Here is a 17,115-nt window from a genome sequence, read left to right on the forward strand (position 1 = left end):
AGCATCTATGAGCGGCATTTCCCCGGCCACAACACCGGTCATTCCTAACTATGAGAGCGATGGAACCGGCTTTGCGGTAAACATCGGCCACGCTATCAGCGCTGGCGCGCGTATTGATTTCGCTTTCGCGCCCTATGCCCAGGCCACACCGAACATGACCGTAGCCCTGGCGGCCGGGCAGTTCTTTGACGGCACAAACCTGACGGAAGTGGCCGCGCAAAGTTCCGGCACGATCACCGCCCCCGCGGCGAACCCGCGCATCGACCGCGTCGTCATCGACAAGGTCACGGGCGCTGCCTCCGTCGTGGCGGGCACCGAGGCCAGCAGCCCGGTTGCCCCGGCCATTCCGTCCGGCAAGCTGCCAGTGGCGCGCGTGGCCCTCACCGTGGGCATGACGAGCATTACCGGCGCGGCAATCACGGACGAGCGCGTGGGCGGGGGCGCTGGCATTGAGGTGGACACGGACAGTACGTTCGCGGCGAATAGCTCCACCAAAGTTCCGTCGCAAAGCGCCGTAAAGGCTGGCTGTGTCACAAAAACATCTTCAACCGGAGCGGCCACGATGCCAGCGGGGACAACGGCACAACGCCCGGCTGCGCCCGCTGCGGGGATGTTTCGGCTCAACACAACAACCGGGGAGCCGGAATGGTATGATTCGGTCAATACCGCTTGGGTCCCCTTCGCCACCCACGCGAAGTACACAATCGAATACCTCCTCATTTCTGGCGGCGGCGGCGGCGGTTATGGCGATGGCGGCGGCGGAGGAGCTGGTGGTTATCTCGCAGGAAGCATTTCAGTAAGCCCAGGGACGGCATTTTCCGTCGTCATCGGTGCCGGTGGGGTTGGGGCAACAGCGTCTGTTGCCGCCACGTCGGGATCGTCCTCAATATTCAACTCTTTGGCTCCTGTTGGCGGCGGCAGCGGAGGTTCTGGTGCTGGCGCTGGGCCAACCGCCGCACGCTCAGGTGGCTCTGGCGGTGGCGGTGGCAATGGCGCGTCCCCGGCAGGCGGCGCGGGCACAGCGGGTCAAGGCTACGCAGGCGGCGCGGGCAACACGACGGGGCCGGTGTATCCTGGCGGCGGCGGCGGCGGCTCTGCGGCGGCTGGTGCCGCTGCAACCTCTTTGCTGGCTGGTGCCGGCGGCGCCGGGATCTCCTCGTCTATCTCCGGCACGGCCACGAACTATGCAGCTGGCGGCGGTGGCGCCATCAACAACGCTTCCGGAACTGTGGGGGCTGGAGGTTTAGGAGGCGGAGGCACCGGCGCGGCCCCTGGCGGGAGCGGAGGAAACGGCACCGCGAACACAGGCAGCGGCGGCGGCGGCAACTCTACTGGAGGCACGCTTGGATCTGGCGCATCTGGCGTGCTCATCCTGCGTTACCCTGGCGTACAAAAAGGCACTGGCGGTGTCGTGACTTCCAGCGGAGGGTACACCATCCACACTTTCACGACATCCGATACGTTCACCGCATAGGGAGCACTTATGAGTCACTTTGCAAAAGTCCTTGATGGTGTGGTTGTCCAGGTGATTGTCGCGGAGCCGTCCTTTTTTGATACCTTCGTGGACTCCTCGCCCGGATCGTGGATTCAGACCAGCTACAACACCCATGGTGGGGTCCATTACGGCCCCGACGGAAAACCAGATGGGGGCATTCCTCTGCGCAAGAATTTCGCGGGCATCGGATTTACCTACGACGCAACACTCGACGCTTTCATTCCGCCCAAGCCGTATGCCTCGTGGGGGCTTGATGAATCCGCAGGGCTTTGGGATGCGCCGGTGCCGTATCCGGCAGATGGCAAGGCTTACATATGGGATGAGACAGCCAAGGCGTGGGTGGAGGTGGCTGCATAATGGCGGACGCTGCGGATCTCGCTCAGGTGCAAGAGGCCGGTCTCCTCGCGGAGGCTTTGGCTTCGGCCAAGGCGCAGCCCGATCGCGGGCCTGTCTACATTGATAGCGTGGCCTGTTGCCGCGAGTGCGAGGAGGCAATCCCTGCGGCTCGGCTCATCGCGCTGCCGGGCGTGGGGCTGTGCATCACGTGCGCGGAGGAAGAGGACTTGCGAAGGCGGTTCGACCGCGCGTAAAGAGCAATCAGGCAAGGCGTGCGCCTCGGGTCACGGGATGCGCGCCGGAGGGGCGGCAAGGGTCGCCCCTTTTTTACCACCCCTCCGCATGCCCGCGGTGTTTCTCCCACTCCTCTCCATACAGCCTGGCCAGCTCCGGCGAGTCGAGAATCAGCAGGTTCTCGGCATTTCGCTCTTCGGCCCCGGCCGTGAAGTTAAAGCTGCCCGTCACCAATGTGCGGCCGTCGATGACCATCACCTTGTTGTGGGCGATGGCATGCCGCGCGTCGACGTAGACCGTGGCGCCGGCATCGACCAGGGCTTGCCCTTGCCCGCCCTTGGCCGTGCGCTGGGAGCGGTCGAGGATCGCCTCCACGTGCACACCGCGCAGGGCGGCCTTGGCCAGAGCCTCCACAATGGGGCGACTGGTGAAGCTGTAAGCGAGCACGTAAATGCTGCGTTGGGCTTGGTCGATGCGATGGATCAGCGCGTCTTGCGCGCCGCCACGGGGCGAAAAGTAGACCGATGTGGGAGTAGGGGGGAGCGTGAGGTCAAAGGCTTGGGCCGGTGAGGGTAAAACAATGTAAGATGCTAGTATAATACTTAAAATGAAAGTATGATATCTCATTGGAAATTGAAATCTGAATTTTCAATTCGCCGGAGGAGCAGCGATATGTCTTGAGAGCCGCAGCCTCTTTTTTCCATTTGGGCTTGGATGGCTGCATTAGAAGCTTGAGGACCGAGTTGAGCCCGCACCTCCAAATAATGCATGTAGAGGATCCGTTCCTTGGGAGGCAGCCTATCTTGTGTGCCCGCAAGATCATCACTCACAGGCAAATCACGGCCGCAGTGCTTGCAGACAATGGCCTCAAACTTTATTTCTTCCGCACAAAAGGGGCATTTGCGTTGCGCCGGTTCAACCCGGGTGTATGCTGCGCTTTGGGTTTCTTTGGCCGGGGCGGCGGGAGAAAGACCGACCATGAGCAAGGCGATGGGGCCAAGAAAGATACCGACCACAAACCATGCCCCAGAGGATTTGCCTTTCTGCCCAGCAACATATGATGCCGCGATGCCGCAAATGATCCAGAATATGAAAAATTCCATAGGCTATCTCAAGGCTTTGTGTTGTCTGGAACCGTGGCCTGCTGGCTTGCCTGCACGGTCTGAAGGGCAGGAGCCTCCGGGCTTTTGCCCTGGACCTGCGCAGCGCAGTTCTTGGTTCCGCGCAGCGCTTCGAGCTTTTCACGTCGGGTATTGGCGCTTTCGAGCGCGGCGCTGCGCTCCAGCGAGTTGCCAATGCCAAAGTCTCCGAGGATGGCCAGAACATCGCGGCCGCTGAATTCGCTTTCTTTATTTACGGTCGTGATGAAGCCGTTTGTCTTGGCGATTTCAATGTCGATTTCACGGCAGGTCAGGGAATCTTTTTCGTATGTGGTCACATCACCCTGGCGGCCGTAGGTCTTTGTGGCACAGCCCTGGATGGCGGCAAGCATACAGATGGCAAGGATTAAAAGACAAGTCCGAGACATCGCAATTCCTCCGGTGATTTTATTTTGCTAAATCAAAAGTCCAGGTTGAGTCGTAGCCGTCCGTGAACACGGTCCGTCCGGATCAATGGGAATCTAACTTTGACCGCTCTCGATAGGGGCTTGCACCGCCGGGATATCACGTCCGCAGTGCTTGCACACAATGGCTTCGCTTTTGATGTCCTCGGCGCAGAATGGACAAACTCTTTGGTTTGTCAAAGGCTGAGGTATGATGACAGGCCCTTGCCCTGGCTTGGAGACGCGCATAAGCGGGCGCCACAGCAAAAGCCAAGTTATGGCGAAGATACCTATCGTTATGGGGAGATGCGCCTTGACCATGATTTCTTGTGGGACAAGGAACATGGCCGCAGCATAGACGAATATTGGTGCGAGGAAGAAGGCGACGGCTTTGTCGATGCGGGTACTCTTAGCGATATGGAATGACTTGCGGCGATCGGTCTTTTGCGGATCAGCTGGTGAAAGACCAATCATGATGAGAGCAAACGGCCCGAGCAGGATGCCGAGCAAGAACCACATTCCGCCGTCTTTGCCCTTTTTGCTGGCTATGTAAGCGGCGGCGATGCCGCATAAGATCCAGATGATGACAAATTCCATCGCCTTATCCTCATAGCCCCTGCATCACCCACACTGCCCGGCCAACGATGAGCCGTTCGCACCCATCAATCGCCACCCGCATTTGGGGGTGATCCGGGTTGATGCTCCGCAATAGCAGCTCGCCAGCCTGGGGGTCAATAAAGACGCGCTTCACGGTCAGACCTTCATAGGGCACACGCACGCCGTATTTTTCTCCCGCCACAATTTCTCGTCTTTCCGTATCCAGGCCGACAAAGGACCCATGCTTTATTTCGGGCTCCATGCTGTGGCCCTCGATCTGCACGATGAGGATGCTCTCACGGTAATAGGTGAGGGGGATGCACACGTGGCAGATGGTTTCCGGCTCCCAGTTCTCTATGGCCTGGCCGCCGGCTGCTGATGCGTGCACGGCAACAACGCGACCAATGGGTTTGACACCGTATGGATCAACAACGAAGGCCGGGTCAATTGGCGCGCCCTGGGCAAGCCTGCGTATGCCCATCTCCGCCTCAGGATCACCTGTTCCCATTAATAGCCATTCTGGCGTTAACCCAAGCTTCTCAGACATCGTGGCAAGATCCTCCGCACTAGGACGCTGGCCTTTTTCCCAAGCCTGAACCTTACCTCGACTTACGTTCATGAACGTCGCCATCGTTTGGAAGCTATATCCGCGGCCTTCCGCACGGAAGAGAGCCGATACTTTTTCTTTAATGATTGCGTATTGTTCAGGCCAAGACATCATTTTTTTAATCCGCTGCAATAAAAATGTGTTGACGAGTGCACGAAAAATCATGCAAAACGGTTTCAACGCTTCCCGCAAACATTCCCACCGGGAAGAAACACCCAAAGGTGCGAATATGCAAACGGTTAACGAAAAGCCACTGACACGTCAACAAAAGTTGAAAATCTGGATCATCGAGAACAAGTTCGATGTTCCCCAGCTGACGAAGAAGAGCGGCCTTGTCCGGCAGACCGTGAGCCAGGAGCTGTACTACCGACCCTCAATGCGCGCTGACCTGCGCAACCTCTGCATTGATCTCGGCATCCCTGTTGACCTTCTTCCGCCGCAGACCCGCAAAAAGTCTGAACTGCTGCGCGAAAATCTGGAACTGCGCCAGCGCCTTGCCGCGCTGGAAGGGCAGGCCGCGCCGCAGGCCCAAGCAGGCTGACCCCGGCAATCAAGCCCTACAGGATTTCGTCACATCCTCGCAAGGTAAGGAATGACAAGGAGTTTGACCATGCAAGACCGCGACTACGTCAACATGAGCCTCCTGGATGCCCTGCACCTGTCCTGCCGTCTCTCCGGTAAGTCCGAGGACGAAATCGGCGCGACGATGAACTGGAATCCCGGCAATACATCCCGCATTTTCGGCACTGGCGACTATTGGCCCACGTTGCCCTCCATCCCACGCTTCTGCGTCGTGGTCGGAAACAACGTCCTCATCGACTGGCTGCATGCCCAGGCCCACGCCGGGGGCGTGCAGCACGAATTCCCAGCCATCGATTGCCCGGGGCTGCTCACCGACATGGCCCAGATGATGGATGACCTCGGATCCGTTGCCAACGAGGCGCAGCGCGCCGTGGCCAAGAACGGCATCGAGCGGGCAGAGGCCGCGCGCCTGGTTAAGCGGCTGCTCAGGCTCTGCACCGACACCGTGCATACCATCCGCGGCTTGCGGCCCATTGCGGGCCCCACGTGTCGCGGCAACGATCTGTAGAGGAGGTTCCCATGCCTATCCGCGATCTTCCCCCGCTTGAAGCCGTCCGGTCCGTTGAGGCCCAGCTGCGCGAGCTGCTGCTGCACCCCGGCATGTCCACTCAGGACAAGGCCAGCATCATCCTGGCCAGCACTGATCTTTCCGAGGTCACCCGCCGGCACATGGGCAAGTGGACGCCTATGGACCCTAAGACGCTGCCCCCGCGCGCGCCGGGGCAGGAATACCCCACGCTGCCCAAGGGTTGGGTGCTGGATTGGGAAAACGCGCAGGAGGTGGCCAATGCTTAGCTCCGACACCCAAAAGAAAGGGCATTGCCTCCTGAAGAACGGCGAGATCACCGACAGCGCCTGCGCCGAAATGGTGATAAACCTTGATGCTGACTCGCTGGCCAAGTGCCGCACGGATTGCCCGCGCGGTGTGGCTATGGCCAAGAGCGCTGCAAACTGGCGCGGCGCCGCTTCGGCCGTGGATTCTGCCGTGGCCGCGTGCTTGGCGCCGGTTACAAAGCCCCCCACGGCGTGGGAACTGGTGGTGGGGCGCACCGGATGCGACACCCAGGAAAAACTGGGCAAAAAGATCGGGGCCCGTCAATCCAGGGTCAGCCAAATGTTTGTTAAATTGACCAAGGGCATTATGCCGCAGGGCCGGCCCTGGGATCGCCTGCTGGAAATCACCGGATATATGCCCGAGGAGCTCTTGCTCGCCGCCAACCCGAAGGCGCAGCGCCCGCAGGCCCCGGTCGAAGCAAAGCCCGCAGGCAAGCTTGAGCTGCACACCGAGCACCTGCCCGCAGCTCCGGAACCCACCGGCGGCACTGTTGCCGTTCCGCCATATGTTCCGGGCGAGGTCGTCAGCGAAGGTTTGCCGCCGCTCTCACAGCACTTAATGGATGCGGCCGAGTTGGAAGCTGCCGACACCGTGCCCACGCTGATGGGCGCCGACCCTGCCGAGCAGCTCATGGACGCCGAAGAGCTTGCGGAGCTCCGGCAGCCTGCCGCCATTCCCCCTGACTTCGTGCCCTACACGGGCGCGCGGCCCAGTATCATCAACCCGCCCGCGCTCAGCATCAAGAAGGGCGGCGACATCGAACTATCCTCCAGCGCCGTCGAATCCTTTGGCTTGGCTGGAAAGCGCCTGGTGCGGCCGCACTGGTCAGGCGCAAGCAAGCGGATTGGCCTGGCTCTGGAAGAGCAGCAAGGCCCCGGCGTCCTCAAGCTTCAGTCGACAACCCGCTCGCAGCGCCTGCGCATTTCGGGCGGCGGGTTCTTCCGTGCCTTCGGCCTGGACCTGGAGCCCGGCACGTACCCGCTGGCCCTGGACCCCTCCGGCCTGCTCGTGGCCACAATCACCAACGCGCCCGCGCAGTCGGGCGGGGAGGCGTAGGGCCATGCGCGGAATGAAGGTCGCCGAACTGATTGCCGAGCTGCAGCGCATGCCGCCCTATCTCGAAGTGCGCTTCGGCCTGGCCTGCGAGGAAGAAGAACCTGTCACGCATGATGATATTCATGAAGGCAACTGCCGCGTGCTGCTCACCCCCACGCTGGCGGTCCGTGACGGCTCGGCTTCGAAGGATTCCGACATTTTGAATGAAGAAGGCGGTCGCTGCCGACACTCCGACCGTTGCATGCACTTTCGGGAGGAATAGACCATGTCCGACCGCACCAACGAAATCACTATCGCGCCCACAAGCGAAGCGGTCTTGACGATCACTCTGCACGTCTCCGGCTTGCCGGAAGGCGTCACCACGGACCACGTGAGCGAGTATCTGGCCGCCTTCGTCGAGAACCGTGACCCGCACCTGAGCGAGCGCAACCTGGACGCCATGGGCGAGATCCAGGGCAAGGTGCTTGAGGCGGTGGCGTCATGATCTGGTGGACCAAGAGCTGGAACCCCGTCATCGGCTGCACCAAATGCTCCCCGGCGTGCGACAACTGCTATGCCGAGCGTCTGCACACCCAGCGGCACCAGGCCTTGCTGGCGGGAAAGAAAATGCCGGACTGCTACAGACGTCCGTTCGACATGCCGTGCTTTGTGACGGCGCGCATCAATGAGCCCCTGCACTGGCGCAAGCCGCAGCGCATCTTCGTGGGCAACATGGGCGACCTGTTCCACGAGAACTTCGCGTTCGAGTGGCTTGACTTCATCTTCGGCACAATGGCCGCCTGCCAGCAGCACACCTTCATGCTGTTGACCAAGCGCCCGGAGCGCATGGCCGCGTATATCCAGGACCTCTCGGGGCGGTACGGGCCTGTGTGGCCGCACCCGCTCACGGGGAAGCGGAAGCCTTGCTTCCCCCTCCCCAACGTCTGGCTCGGCACAACCATCTGGGATCAGGCCAGCGCCGACCGCGCCGTGCCGATCCTGCTTTCGACGCCCGCGGCCAAGCGTTTCGTGAGCGTGGAGCCCATGCTCGGGCCGGTGAGCCTTGCGAAAGCCTACAGGTATTTGGGCGGGGATTGGCTCTATCCTCTGCAGCCGCAATCGGCCCGCGAAAAGATCCAGGCCGACGGTCCGCCGAGTGATCCGCAAGGCTGGCCTTCTCTCGATTGGGTAATCTGCGGCGGCGAGACCGGCCCCGGCGCGCGGCCCATGCACCCGGACTGGCCGTGCAAGCTGCGTGACGACTGCGAGGCCGCGGGCGTGCCGTTCTTCTTCAAGCAGTGGGGGGAGTGGGGTCCGACACACGTCAACGGCCATGGCCCCGTCTGGTGGAGTTTTGAGAACTACTCGCACTACTGCGCCAAGGCCCACACGCACATGTCCAAGGGTGACAAGCTGATTTGTCCTGATGGACATATCCCAACGGACGGGCGCGAAGACGGCAAGAGCTATCCCATGTACCCGACGCGGCGCGTCGGCAAGGCCAAGGCTGGCCGCGTGCTCGATGGCCGGACCTGGGAGGAGGTGCCCAATGCCCGGTAGCCTACCAAACTTCGAGCCCGCCCCCGCGCCGCTGCCGAAATTCGATGCGTCAACAATCATCGGTTACGACCTCGCCAGCGGCCCGGACCGGACGGCCATCCTCATCAACGGCCATCCGCTTACCGAAGCCGACCGCGCCATGCTGCTGCGCCTGCTTTGCGCAGACACCGCGCCGCTTCCGGAAACAGCCGGACAGGCCGTGGAACTGCTGCACCAATATGCTGCCGAGGCCGGGCCATGTGACCACGACGCGAATATCTGCGTGTGCGGGATTCTCCGCATTGCGGATGCGCTTGAGGAAGTTTACTCCGCCCAGGCCCGGCGCGTGGCGGAGCTTGAGGCGGAGCGGGATGAGGCTGAACGCACCAACGAAACGCTACGCGACCTGCTGGATGACGCGGAGGAAGAGCGCAAGGCTGGGTGGCAATTGGCCGGGGACGCGGCGCGTGGGCTGAATGTCATGTGCGACGGCGACCTTGGGCATGAGGCAGAGCAAATCAGGGCGGCCCGGAAAAACGCCGAGGCCGAACTCCAGCGCATCATGGAGTGGGCGCGCGGAAGGTGCTCATGTTGCAGTAATCATACGGTAGACTGCCGTTGTTGTGTGCATGGAAACCATGATGCCATGACTGATTTTTGGACGCCACCGCGGGCGTGGGAGGGGAAGTAGATGAACTGCCCGCACGGTTACGAATATCGGCCCGAAGGCACACAGCACAACGCCCTGCGTAGCGACTGCCCGCATTGCCGCGTGGCGCAGCTTGAGGCGGAAATAGCCGCATCGAAACAGAACGAACGACGCTGGATTGCCAAAGGGGAAGAGGCGATAGCCGAGCGTGACGCCGCGAACAAGGCACTTGAGGCCATAAAGAAGCACCAAGAGATTGTTGCCGGGACAAGCGCGGCGCGGATGTCCACGACATGGAATATAGCAGACTCACACCTGCGTTCCATCGGGGCGAATCGGACCCGCGCCGAATCCGCCGAGGCCAAATCCGCCCGCCTGGGCCGCAAGCTCCAGCGCCTGGGCCTGCACCTGTGCGAGACGCGCAAGAAGCTGCGCAAGGTCGAGGGGGAGAGAGACGCCAAGCGCGTGAAGGTGGAGGCGCTGGGAGATATGCTGAAGCGTTGCCGCCCCTACGTGTCGCACCTCGCACCGGACGATTTGCAAGCCGCCCTTGCCGCCACGGAGGCCTCCGCATGACCGCCATCGCAGAGATCAAACACTTCCACCTGTTCTGCGGTCTGGGCGGCGGCGCGCGCGGATTCAACCAAGGGGAGGCACGCGTGGGCAACCTCGTGGCCCGCTTCCGGTGCCTTGGCGGCGTCGACGTGGACCGGGCAGCAATCGCCGACTTCGGCCGCATGGCCGGGGTGCCGGGCACGTGCCTGGATATGTTCGACCGCGAGCAGTACCTGGCCTTCCACGGCCACGAGCCCCCGGCGGACTGGCGCGAGGCCGGGCCGGATGCGATCCGGCGCGCGGCGGGCGGAGAGCGCCCGCACATCGTCTTCCTCTCCGCGCCCTGCAAGGGCTTCTCGGGCCTGCTGTCCGAGACGCGGAGCAAGACCGGCAAGTACCAGGCGCTCAACCGGCTCACGCTGCGCGGCGTGTGGCTCATGCTTGAGGCCTGGGCCGACCACGACGACGGCCCGCCGGAGCTGATCGTGTTTGAGAACGTGCCGCGCATCGCCACGCGCGGGCGCCATCTGCTTGACCAGATCACCGGGCTCCTGCGCTCCTACGGCTACGCCGTGGCCGAAACCACCCACGACTGCGGCGAGCTGGGCGGGCTGGCCCAGAGCCGCAAGCGCTTCCTGCTGGTGGCCCGACACACCGCCAAGGTGCCACCCTACCTCTACGAGCCCCGCAAGCGCACTCTGCGCGCCGTGGGCGACGTGCTGGGCCCCATGCCCATGCCGGGCGACCTGGCCGCAGGCCCCATGCACCGTATGCCCGCCTTGCAGTGGCGCACGTGGCTGCGCCTGGCCTTTGTCGAGGCGGGGTCCGACTGGCGCTCGCTCAACCGCCTGCGGGTCGAGGACGGCCAGCTCGCCGACTACGGTATCGTGCCCGCCGCCGCTTGGCAGGACGGTGCCTTGGGTGTGCTGCCCTGGACCGACCCGGCTGGAGTCGTCACCGGGAACGCCGGTCCCACGTGCGGCCGCTTCAGCGTGGCCGACCCGCGCATCGAGCGTGGCCACTGCCAGAATGGTTTCCTCGGACTCATCCCCTGGGCTGACAACGCCGGGGCCGTACGGGGCAGAACAGGCCCAACAAATGGGCAGTTCTCGGTTGCCGATCCTCGCTTCCAGGGCCACGAATACGGCCAGTACGGCGTGCGCGCCTGGAACAAGAGCATGGGGGCTGTGAGCGGACAGAGCGCGCCCGGGGGCGGGAGTTATGCGGTGGCTGACCCCAGGATGCCGGAGAGTGCCAACAGGCACTACAACCTGTACCGCGTTGTGCCTTGGGGTCAGGCCGCAGGATGCGTCACCGGGGCCAGCCACGCCGCCAACGGCAAGATGTCCGTGGCCGATCCCAGGATGCCCAGCAACAGCTTCGGCAAGTACGGGGTGACGGACTTCGACGAACCGGCCGGCACGGTGATCTCTGGCAGCACCACTGGCCAGGGGGCCTATGTCGTGGCCGATCCGCGCATGTGGGGCGGCAAGGACCGCGAGAATTACAACGGCGGGGGCCACTTCGGCGTCCTACCTTGGGATGCCACCGCCGGGGCCGTCTCGGCATCGGCCGGCGCGGACAATGGCCGCTGGTCTGTCGCAGATCCTCGCATGCCCGAGCCGCGGCAGAACCTCGTGGCCGTGATCCAGGCATTGGACGGCACGTGGCACCGGCCCTTCACCACGCTGGAGCTGGCCGCATTGCAGGGGTTGGTGGACGTGGATGAGCAGCTTGAGTTGGACGGCCTGTCGGACATGCACTGGCGTGAGCGCATCGGCAACGCCGTGCCGCCCCCGGCCGCCCGGGCCATCGCCGGTGTCATGGGGCAGGTCCTGTTGCTCACCTGGAGCGGCGAGACCTTTGCCATGGGCAACACGCCGATCTGGGTGCAGCCGGTGGTGGCCGGGCTCATGGCGGCGGAGGGATCTGGAGCATGACCACCATCAACACCGGTGACCGCATTTTTTCGCGCCGGCACCGCAGCGGCGAGATCCACGTCGACGTGGCCGGAAGCAAGGTGCTCATCGGCCGCGTAATCGGCAAAAACGGCAAGCCCAGCGCCCGCGAGGTTGTCGTCAACGTGTCCGACATCACCCATAGCTGGCCGTTTCTGCCCGGCATCGGAGGCTCTCATGTCTAGGACCACCACCGCCAACGTCACCGCCGCCGCAAACCGGCTCAAGGCGTCCCTGACCGGCCAGGACCGCGAGGACCTGGAGACGGTCCTGCAATACGCCCGCGACCTGCGCAGCGCTCTGGCGGACAATAACGCCTACGTGTTGCTTCGGCCCTGCTCTTGCGGCACTTGGCTCGGCCATAAATGCGAGCGCTGCATGCTCATCGCGGCCAACGCCAAGGTGATGGAGTAGGGCAATGACCAAGGACGTCACGATCAGCGATATCGTTGCCGCCGTGCGTCAGGCCTCACCCAAAGGGTGCAGGGCGGAGTACGTGGCACGGATGGCCGGCGTGAGCGTCCAGAGCGTCCGCAAGGCCTTGGATCTCCAGGTACAGGCGGGGGTGCTTTCGAGTGAGGAGATTTGGAAGGGCGAGCAATACGTGTGCTGCCTTTACCGGATGCGGGGGGAAGTATGATTAATCTCGATCCAGGTTCTGTTGATGCCCTCGCGGCCTTCATCAACAGCATCGTGACCAAAACGATTGACGCGGCCATCAAGGACGGACGCTTGCAGCCTGTGCAGACGCAGCATGATGGCGTGCAAAAAAAGACGCTGACCACGCGCGAAGTGGCGGAGCGGTACAACGTCAAAGTAAGCACTCTGCAAGATTGGCGCGGCCGTTCCATGGGGCCGGTCTATACAAAGCCGGGGCGGAACGTGCTCTATCGGGTCGAGGATTTGGAAGCATTTTTTTCTGGGCAGCGTGTCAGGACTCGGGAGTCTGATCGCCTTGCAAGGTCTTCTCGATAATCGGCAGCAGCTTGCGCTGATGCCCAGGAATCAAATGAGCGTACCGATCCGTCATAGCCAGAGTTTCATGCCGCATAAGCTCCTTGAGCTCCAGCAGCGTGACTTGTCCGCTTTGCGCCATCCAGCTGGCGAATGTGTGGCGCCAGGTGTGGAACCACACCCGATGGCGTTTGTCCGTGATGCCTTCGTTGAGCCGCAGCCGGTCAACGGCGCGCACGAAGGCCTTGGACACGCCATAGCTGATCGCTCCGCCTGTTCTGGACTGAAAGATGAGCGCGCCTGGCCGGCGTCGATAGGCCAGCAGCATGTCGATCACGTCTGCCGGCGCATGGACGAACTCGCGCTTTCCTCCCTTGGCCACGAAGTGGATCAGACCATTGGCCTTGTCCACATCCTGCCCGCGCACGGTGAAAATCTCCGCCACACGCATGCCGGTCTTCAGGGAGAGCATGCTCATATCGTGCAGCTGGGGAGACACGCTTTTCTTGAGTTCATCCAACAGCAGCCGCGCTTCTTCGGGCGTCAAATAGCGCACGCCGGAGTTTTGCACGCGGGGCATCTTGAATTTGCTGGTGCGTCTGGTGGCCGCGGGGTTTGTCCCTGTGTACTTGCCCTCGCTGATGGCGTGGTAGATCGCCCGGCGGATGAACGAGAAGCAGTGCATCACGCTGCCGGGAGACAGGCGCTCAAGCAGCTTGTTCTTCAGCTGCGTCAGCATGTGCGGGGTCACAGCGGAGATGGGGACGGAGTCAAGGTCGGCGTGCATGTTGCCATCGTAACGCACGGTTTCGCGCTCGATGCTCTTCCCTTCGCCCTTGGCCCATTCCGTGTAGAGGGCAACAGCATCGCCAACGGTGTAGCTGCGCTGGAGAGCGGGCGACTTGCCCCTGGCCACCTGGCCCAGAAGCTCCTGCCGCTTGGCGATGGCATACTTCTCGTTGATGCCTTCGCTGGCCCAGCCGACCGTATGCCAATGGCCCTTCTTGTCGGCATCGGTATACCAAACCACAAAGCAACGGTCTGGCTTGCCTCCGTGCTTCTTCGTGGCGCTTTCGCGATAGTAGACGCCCGAGTGCTTTGTCCGTATGAATTTTCTGGCTGTGCCCATGTTGAGCGGATAGGTCAGGTCTGCGCTGATGGCAAGGATCTTATCCATCCCTTATCCACGCCGTCTCAGAACGGACGGCGTGGCGGGACGCAAACCGTTGGTGTTGTAAGTGGTGCGCCAGGAAGGATTCGAACCCTCGGCCGACGGCTTAGAAGGCCGTTGCTCTATCCACCTGAGCTACTGGCGCACACGGGGAAACCTTCAGTAATCAAGCAATGCCGTGCGGTCAAGGGCCGCGCGGAAAAGGCCGTCGTGACGCAACCGCTTTCGTATTCCGATTTCTTGGCCCGGCTCGACGCTTTGGGCCTGTTCCACATGGACCTGACCCTGGACCGCATGGCCGCTTTTGTCGAGCGGCACGGCCAGCCGCGCTTTCCCGTGCTGCATGTGGTGGGCACCAACGGCAAAGGCTCCACGGCCACCATTCTGGCCGAACTGCTGCAAGCCCACGGCCTGCGCGTGGGGCTTTCTGTCAGCCCGCACTTCATCACCCCGCGCGAGCGCATACTGGTGAACGGCGCCATGTTGCCCGAGGAGACCTGGGCGCGGCTCGGCGCGCAGGTGTTCGCGCAGTCCGAGGGCCTGGGCCTGACGTACTTCGAGGTGCTCACCGCGCTGTCGCTTGCGGCCTTTGAGGACGCGGGCGTGGACGTGGCCATCATGGAGGCGGGCCTGGGCGGCCGCTTTGATGCCACCAACGTGCTGTCGCCCGCGCTCACGGTCTTCACGCCCATCGGCATGGACCACATGAACATTCTGGGCGACACGCTGGAAAAGATCGCGGCGGACAAGGCCGGGGCCATGCGCAAGGGCGGCCTGGCCGTTGCCGCCCCGCAGGAGCCCAAGGCCTGGCGGGTGTTGCGCGACACTGCCGCGGATGTCGGCTCGGAGTTCGTCGCCGCCGCGGACGTGCTGTTTTATTCCCGAGCCAATGGCCGCGTGCAGCCAGGCCCCTTGTCCAGCCGGGGCAAAAAGCGCTTCGTGCGGGCCATGACCGGCCTGCGGCTGGCCCTGCCGGGCACGCACCAGGAGCTGAACGCCCGCACGGCCCTGGCCGCCTTTCATGTCTTTGCGGAGCGCCTGCGCCTGCCGATTTTTGAGAACGCCTGCCGCGAGGCCTTCGCGCGGGCCTTCATCCCCGGCCGCATGCAGAAGGTGGACGCTGCGCCGGACCTGCCGCCCCGGCTCATTCTGGACGGCGGACACAACGCCCACGGGCTGGCCGCCCTGGCCGCCGCCCTGGAGGCCGACGCCATCCGTCCGTCCGCCGTCGTGTTCGGCTGCCTGCGCGACAAGCCCCTGGACCAGATGCTGCCCCTGGTGCGCGGCATGGCCGCCGCTGGCGATTGCCCGGTGCATGCCGTGGGCATACCCACCTGCGAGCGCGCCTGCACTGCGTCGGAGCTGGCGGAAATGCTCGGGCCGGGAACGCAAAGCGCGCCGGACGTGCATGCGGCCCTTGCCGCGCTGCGGGGCGAAAGTGGTCCTGTGCTGGTCTGCGGTTCCTTGTATTTGCTGGGCGAGTTTTATACAAAGCACCCTTGGCTGCTGGAGCGCGACACAAACGCAGGCAGCCCCGGGAGGCCCAGCGCATGAGTGCATCCGCGAACATCCTGTTCCGCCACATCCCCGCCGTGGACCATGTTCTGGCCGCGCTGTACGCCGATCAAAGCGTGGCGGGCGAGCAGCTGCGCGCCGCGCCGCGTCCGCTCGTCAAGGATCTGGTGAACGCGTTTCTCGATCTGCTGCGCGAGGAGATCCGGGCCGGAGCCTTTGCCGAGCCCGCCCAGCTTGAACTTGCGGCCCTGACGCCGCGCCTGCTGGCCTATGTGCGCCAGGGGCTGCGCCCGCGCTTCCGCCGCGTGCTCAACGCCACGGGCGTGGTGGTGCACACCAACATGGGCCGCTCGCTGCTCGCGCCGGAGGCCGTGGCCGCCGTTGCCGGCGCCGCCGCGCACTATTCGAATCTGGAGTTCGACCTGGCCACGGGCGAACGCGGCAGCCGCTACGCCCACGTGGAGGAGCTGCTCTGCCGCCTCACCGGGGCTGAGGCCGCCCTGGTGGTGAACAACAACGCCGCCGCCGTGCTCATCGTGCTCGACACCCTGTGCAAGGGCCGCGAGGTCATCGTCTCGCGCGGGCAGTTGGTGGAGATAGGCGGCAGCTTCCGCATCCCGGAGGTCATGGCCAAGAGCGGGGCGCTGCTGCGCGAGGTGGGCGCGACAAACCGCACGCACCTGCGCGACTATGAGTCGGCCATCGGCTCGGAAACCGCGGCGATCATGAAGGTGCACACCAGCAACTACCGCATGACGGGCTTTGTGAAAGAGGTGCCGCTGGCGGAGCTCAAGACCCTGGCCGGAGCCTACGGCCTGCCGGTCATCGAGGACCTGGGCAGCGGCAGCCTCATGCGCTTCGACGGCGACGGCCTGCCCGGCGAGCCCACGGCGCAGGAGGCCGTGGCCCAAGGGGCGGATGTGGTGTCCTTCTCCGGCGACAAGGTCCTGGGCGGGCCCCAGGCGGGCATCATCGTGGGCCGCCGCGAGATCATCGAGCGCATCAAGAAGAACCAGCTGAACCGCGCCCTGCGCATCGACAAGCTGACCCTGGCCGCCCTGGAGGCCACCCTGCGCCTGTACCTGGACCCGGAGCTGGCGCGCGGCCGCGTGCCCACCCTGGCCATGATGACGCGCCCGCTGGTGCTGCTGCGGTCCCAGGCCGCGCGGCTTGCCGGGCTTTTGCGCAAGCATCTTTCCCCGCGGCTTGATATTGGCGTGCGCGCCGGTTCGTCGCGCGTGGGCGGCGGGGCCTTTCCCGAGGCCGATCTGCCCACGGCCCTCGTGTGCCTTAAGCCCGCGCAGATGAGCGTGGAGGCTCTGCGCACGGCGCTCCTGTCCACGGACCCGCCCCTGGTGGGCCGCGTGGAGGACGATGCCCTGTGCCTGGACCCGCGCACCCTGGACGCGAGCGAACACCCCCTTGTCCTTTCCGCCCTGCGCCAGGCGCTGGGCGATAGCTGACACAACCCGGACGGCGTTTTCCGCCTGTCCTGAACAGACTGGAGCAT

General features: G+C 63.6%; 25 protein-coding genes and 1 tRNA gene. 19 read left to right on the top strand and 7 right to left on the bottom strand.

Annotated features, from left to right (window positions below; genetic code table 11):
- The first annotated feature begins 7 nt into the window (after nucleotides 1-7).
- From ACYQ4W_RS03695 to ACYQ4W_RS03705, 3 genes are read left to right on the top strand one after another with little or no spacing between them, the layout of a single operon-like run.
- Nucleotides 8-1,474 carry a glycine-rich domain-containing protein gene (locus ACYQ4W_RS03695; protein WP_459852958.1) on the top strand — a complete coding sequence of 489 codons (1,467 nt, stop codon included), beginning with the start codon at nucleotides 8-10 and terminating at the stop codon, nucleotides 1,472-1,474.
- 9 nt (nucleotides 1,475-1,483) lie between these two features.
- The gene (locus ACYQ4W_RS03700; protein ID WP_459852960.1) at nucleotides 1,484-1,852 is read left to right on the top strand and encodes a hypothetical protein; all 369 of its coding nucleotides are present in this window, start codon (nucleotides 1,484-1,486) and stop codon (nucleotides 1,850-1,852) included.
- Nucleotides 1,852-2,085, top strand: a complete 234-nt coding sequence (locus ACYQ4W_RS03705; RefSeq protein ID WP_459852963.1) for a TraR/DksA C4-type zinc finger protein — start codon at nucleotides 1,852-1,854, stop codon at nucleotides 2,083-2,085. The genes ACYQ4W_RS03700 and ACYQ4W_RS03705 overlap by 1 nt, the downstream gene beginning before the upstream one ends.
- Before the next feature lie 73 nt (nucleotides 2,086-2,158).
- Here ACYQ4W_RS03705 and ACYQ4W_RS03710 read toward each other — a convergent pair whose 3' ends face one another.
- The 5 genes from ACYQ4W_RS03710 to ACYQ4W_RS03730 form a co-directional block, all read right to left on the bottom strand.
- Entirely contained in the window at nucleotides 2,159-2,692 is a 534-nt protein-coding gene (locus ACYQ4W_RS03710) for a phospholipase D family nuclease (protein WP_459852965.1), read from the bottom strand.
- On the bottom strand, nucleotides 2,689-3,168 hold the full coding sequence (locus ACYQ4W_RS03715; RefSeq protein ID WP_459852968.1) for a hypothetical protein: 480 nt from the start codon (nucleotides 3,166-3,168) through the stop codon (nucleotides 2,689-2,691). The genes ACYQ4W_RS03710 and ACYQ4W_RS03715 overlap by 4 nt, the downstream gene beginning before the upstream one ends.
- 8 nt (nucleotides 3,169-3,176) lie before the next feature.
- On the bottom strand, nucleotides 3,177-3,557 hold the full coding sequence (locus tag ACYQ4W_RS03720) for a hypothetical protein (protein WP_459852971.1): 381 nt from the start codon (nucleotides 3,555-3,557) through the stop codon (nucleotides 3,177-3,179).
- A gap of 129 nt (nucleotides 3,558-3,686) precedes the next feature.
- Nucleotides 3,687-4,205: a hypothetical protein gene (locus ACYQ4W_RS03725; protein ID WP_459852973.1), complete on the bottom strand. Its 519-nt coding sequence runs from the start codon at nucleotides 4,203-4,205 to the stop codon at nucleotides 3,687-3,689.
- A 10-nt stretch (nucleotides 4,206-4,215) separates the two neighbouring features.
- Nucleotides 4,216-5,004 (bottom strand): XRE family transcriptional regulator, encoded by a 789-nt coding sequence (locus ACYQ4W_RS03730; protein ID WP_459852976.1) that lies wholly within the window; start codon nucleotides 5,002-5,004, stop codon nucleotides 4,216-4,218.
- Nucleotides 5,005-5,041: 37 nt separating this feature from the next.
- Between ACYQ4W_RS03730 and ACYQ4W_RS03735 the strand changes: the two genes are divergently transcribed.
- The 14 genes from ACYQ4W_RS03735 (at nucleotide 5,042) to ACYQ4W_RS03800 (ending at nucleotide 12,940) form a co-directional block, all read left to right on the top strand.
- Nucleotides 5,042-5,353: a hypothetical protein gene (locus ACYQ4W_RS03735; protein WP_459852978.1), complete on the top strand. Its 312-nt coding sequence runs from the start codon at nucleotides 5,042-5,044 to the stop codon at nucleotides 5,351-5,353.
- 69 nt (nucleotides 5,354-5,422) lie between these two features.
- Nucleotides 5,423-5,902 (top strand): hypothetical protein, encoded by a 480-nt coding sequence (locus ACYQ4W_RS03740; RefSeq protein WP_459852980.1) that lies wholly within the window; start codon nucleotides 5,423-5,425, stop codon nucleotides 5,900-5,902.
- A gap of 11 nt (nucleotides 5,903-5,913) precedes the next feature.
- Nucleotides 5,914-6,189 carry a hypothetical protein gene (locus ACYQ4W_RS03745; protein WP_459852983.1) on the top strand — a complete coding sequence of 92 codons (276 nt, stop codon included), beginning with the start codon at nucleotides 5,914-5,916 and terminating at the stop codon, nucleotides 6,187-6,189.
- Nucleotides 6,182-7,285 (top strand): hypothetical protein, encoded by a 1,104-nt coding sequence (locus ACYQ4W_RS03750; protein ID WP_459852986.1) that lies wholly within the window; start codon nucleotides 6,182-6,184, stop codon nucleotides 7,283-7,285. Before ACYQ4W_RS03745 ends, ACYQ4W_RS03750 begins: the two co-directional genes overlap by 8 nt.
- Before the next feature lie 4 nt (nucleotides 7,286-7,289).
- On the top strand, nucleotides 7,290-7,547 hold the full coding sequence (locus tag ACYQ4W_RS03755) for a hypothetical protein (RefSeq protein WP_459852988.1): 258 nt from the start codon (nucleotides 7,290-7,292) through the stop codon (nucleotides 7,545-7,547).
- A 3-nt stretch (nucleotides 7,548-7,550) separates the two neighbouring features.
- On the top strand, nucleotides 7,551-7,769 hold the full coding sequence (locus ACYQ4W_RS03760) for a hypothetical protein (protein ID WP_459852990.1): 219 nt from the start codon (nucleotides 7,551-7,553) through the stop codon (nucleotides 7,767-7,769).
- On the top strand, nucleotides 7,766-8,824 hold the full coding sequence (locus ACYQ4W_RS03765; RefSeq protein ID WP_459852992.1) for a phage Gp37/Gp68 family protein: 1,059 nt from the start codon (nucleotides 7,766-7,768) through the stop codon (nucleotides 8,822-8,824). Before ACYQ4W_RS03760 ends, ACYQ4W_RS03765 begins: the two co-directional genes overlap by 4 nt.
- Nucleotides 8,814-9,494 carry a hypothetical protein gene (locus ACYQ4W_RS03770; RefSeq protein WP_459852994.1) on the top strand — a complete coding sequence of 227 codons (681 nt, stop codon included), beginning with the start codon at nucleotides 8,814-8,816 and terminating at the stop codon, nucleotides 9,492-9,494. The genes ACYQ4W_RS03765 and ACYQ4W_RS03770 overlap by 11 nt, the downstream gene beginning before the upstream one ends.
- Nucleotides 9,495-10,028 (top strand): hypothetical protein, encoded by a 534-nt coding sequence (locus ACYQ4W_RS03775; protein WP_459852997.1) that lies wholly within the window; start codon nucleotides 9,495-9,497, stop codon nucleotides 10,026-10,028.
- On the top strand, nucleotides 10,025-11,947 hold the full coding sequence (locus ACYQ4W_RS03780; protein ID WP_459852999.1) for a DNA cytosine methyltransferase: 1,923 nt from the start codon (nucleotides 10,025-10,027) through the stop codon (nucleotides 11,945-11,947). Before ACYQ4W_RS03775 ends, ACYQ4W_RS03780 begins: the two co-directional genes overlap by 4 nt.
- The gene (locus ACYQ4W_RS03785; protein WP_459853001.1) at nucleotides 11,944-12,150 is read left to right on the top strand and encodes a hypothetical protein; all 207 of its coding nucleotides are present in this window, start codon (nucleotides 11,944-11,946) and stop codon (nucleotides 12,148-12,150) included. The genes ACYQ4W_RS03780 and ACYQ4W_RS03785 overlap by 4 nt, the downstream gene beginning before the upstream one ends.
- Nucleotides 12,143-12,379 carry a hypothetical protein gene (locus ACYQ4W_RS03790; RefSeq protein WP_459853004.1) on the top strand — a complete coding sequence of 79 codons (237 nt, stop codon included), beginning with the start codon at nucleotides 12,143-12,145 and terminating at the stop codon, nucleotides 12,377-12,379. The genes ACYQ4W_RS03785 and ACYQ4W_RS03790 overlap by 8 nt, the downstream gene beginning before the upstream one ends.
- Before the next feature lie 4 nt (nucleotides 12,380-12,383).
- Complete coding sequence (locus tag ACYQ4W_RS03795; RefSeq protein WP_459853006.1) at nucleotides 12,384-12,605, top strand: hypothetical protein; 222 nt, start codon at nucleotides 12,384-12,386, stop codon at nucleotides 12,603-12,605.
- Entirely contained in the window at nucleotides 12,602-12,940 is a 339-nt protein-coding gene (locus ACYQ4W_RS03800; RefSeq protein ID WP_459853008.1) for a helix-turn-helix domain-containing protein, read from the top strand. Before ACYQ4W_RS03795 ends, ACYQ4W_RS03800 begins: the two co-directional genes overlap by 4 nt.
- Here ACYQ4W_RS03800 and ACYQ4W_RS03805 read toward each other — a convergent pair.
- On the bottom strand, nucleotides 12,897-14,096 hold the full coding sequence (locus ACYQ4W_RS03805) for a tyrosine-type recombinase/integrase (RefSeq protein WP_459853010.1): 1,200 nt from the start codon (nucleotides 14,094-14,096) through the stop codon (nucleotides 12,897-12,899). The genes ACYQ4W_RS03800 and ACYQ4W_RS03805 overlap by 44 nt on opposite strands.
- 62 nt (nucleotides 14,097-14,158) lie before the next feature.
- Nucleotides 14,159-14,235: transfer RNA gene (locus tag ACYQ4W_RS03810), tRNA-Arg, on the bottom strand.
- A 65-nt stretch (nucleotides 14,236-14,300) separates the two neighbouring features.
- Between ACYQ4W_RS03810 and ACYQ4W_RS03815 the strand changes: the two genes are divergently transcribed.
- Complete coding sequence (locus ACYQ4W_RS03815) at nucleotides 14,301-15,644, top strand: bifunctional folylpolyglutamate synthase/dihydrofolate synthase (protein ID WP_459853014.1); 1,344 nt, start codon at nucleotides 14,301-14,303, stop codon at nucleotides 15,642-15,644.
- Entirely contained in the window at nucleotides 15,641-17,068 is a 1,428-nt protein-coding gene (selA, locus tag ACYQ4W_RS03820) for an L-seryl-tRNA(Sec) selenium transferase (protein WP_459853017.1), read from the top strand. Before ACYQ4W_RS03815 ends, selA begins: the two co-directional genes overlap by 4 nt.
- The last annotated feature ends 47 nt before the right edge of the window (nucleotides 17,069-17,115 follow it).

Source organism: Humidesulfovibrio idahonensis (assembly GCF_054657715.1).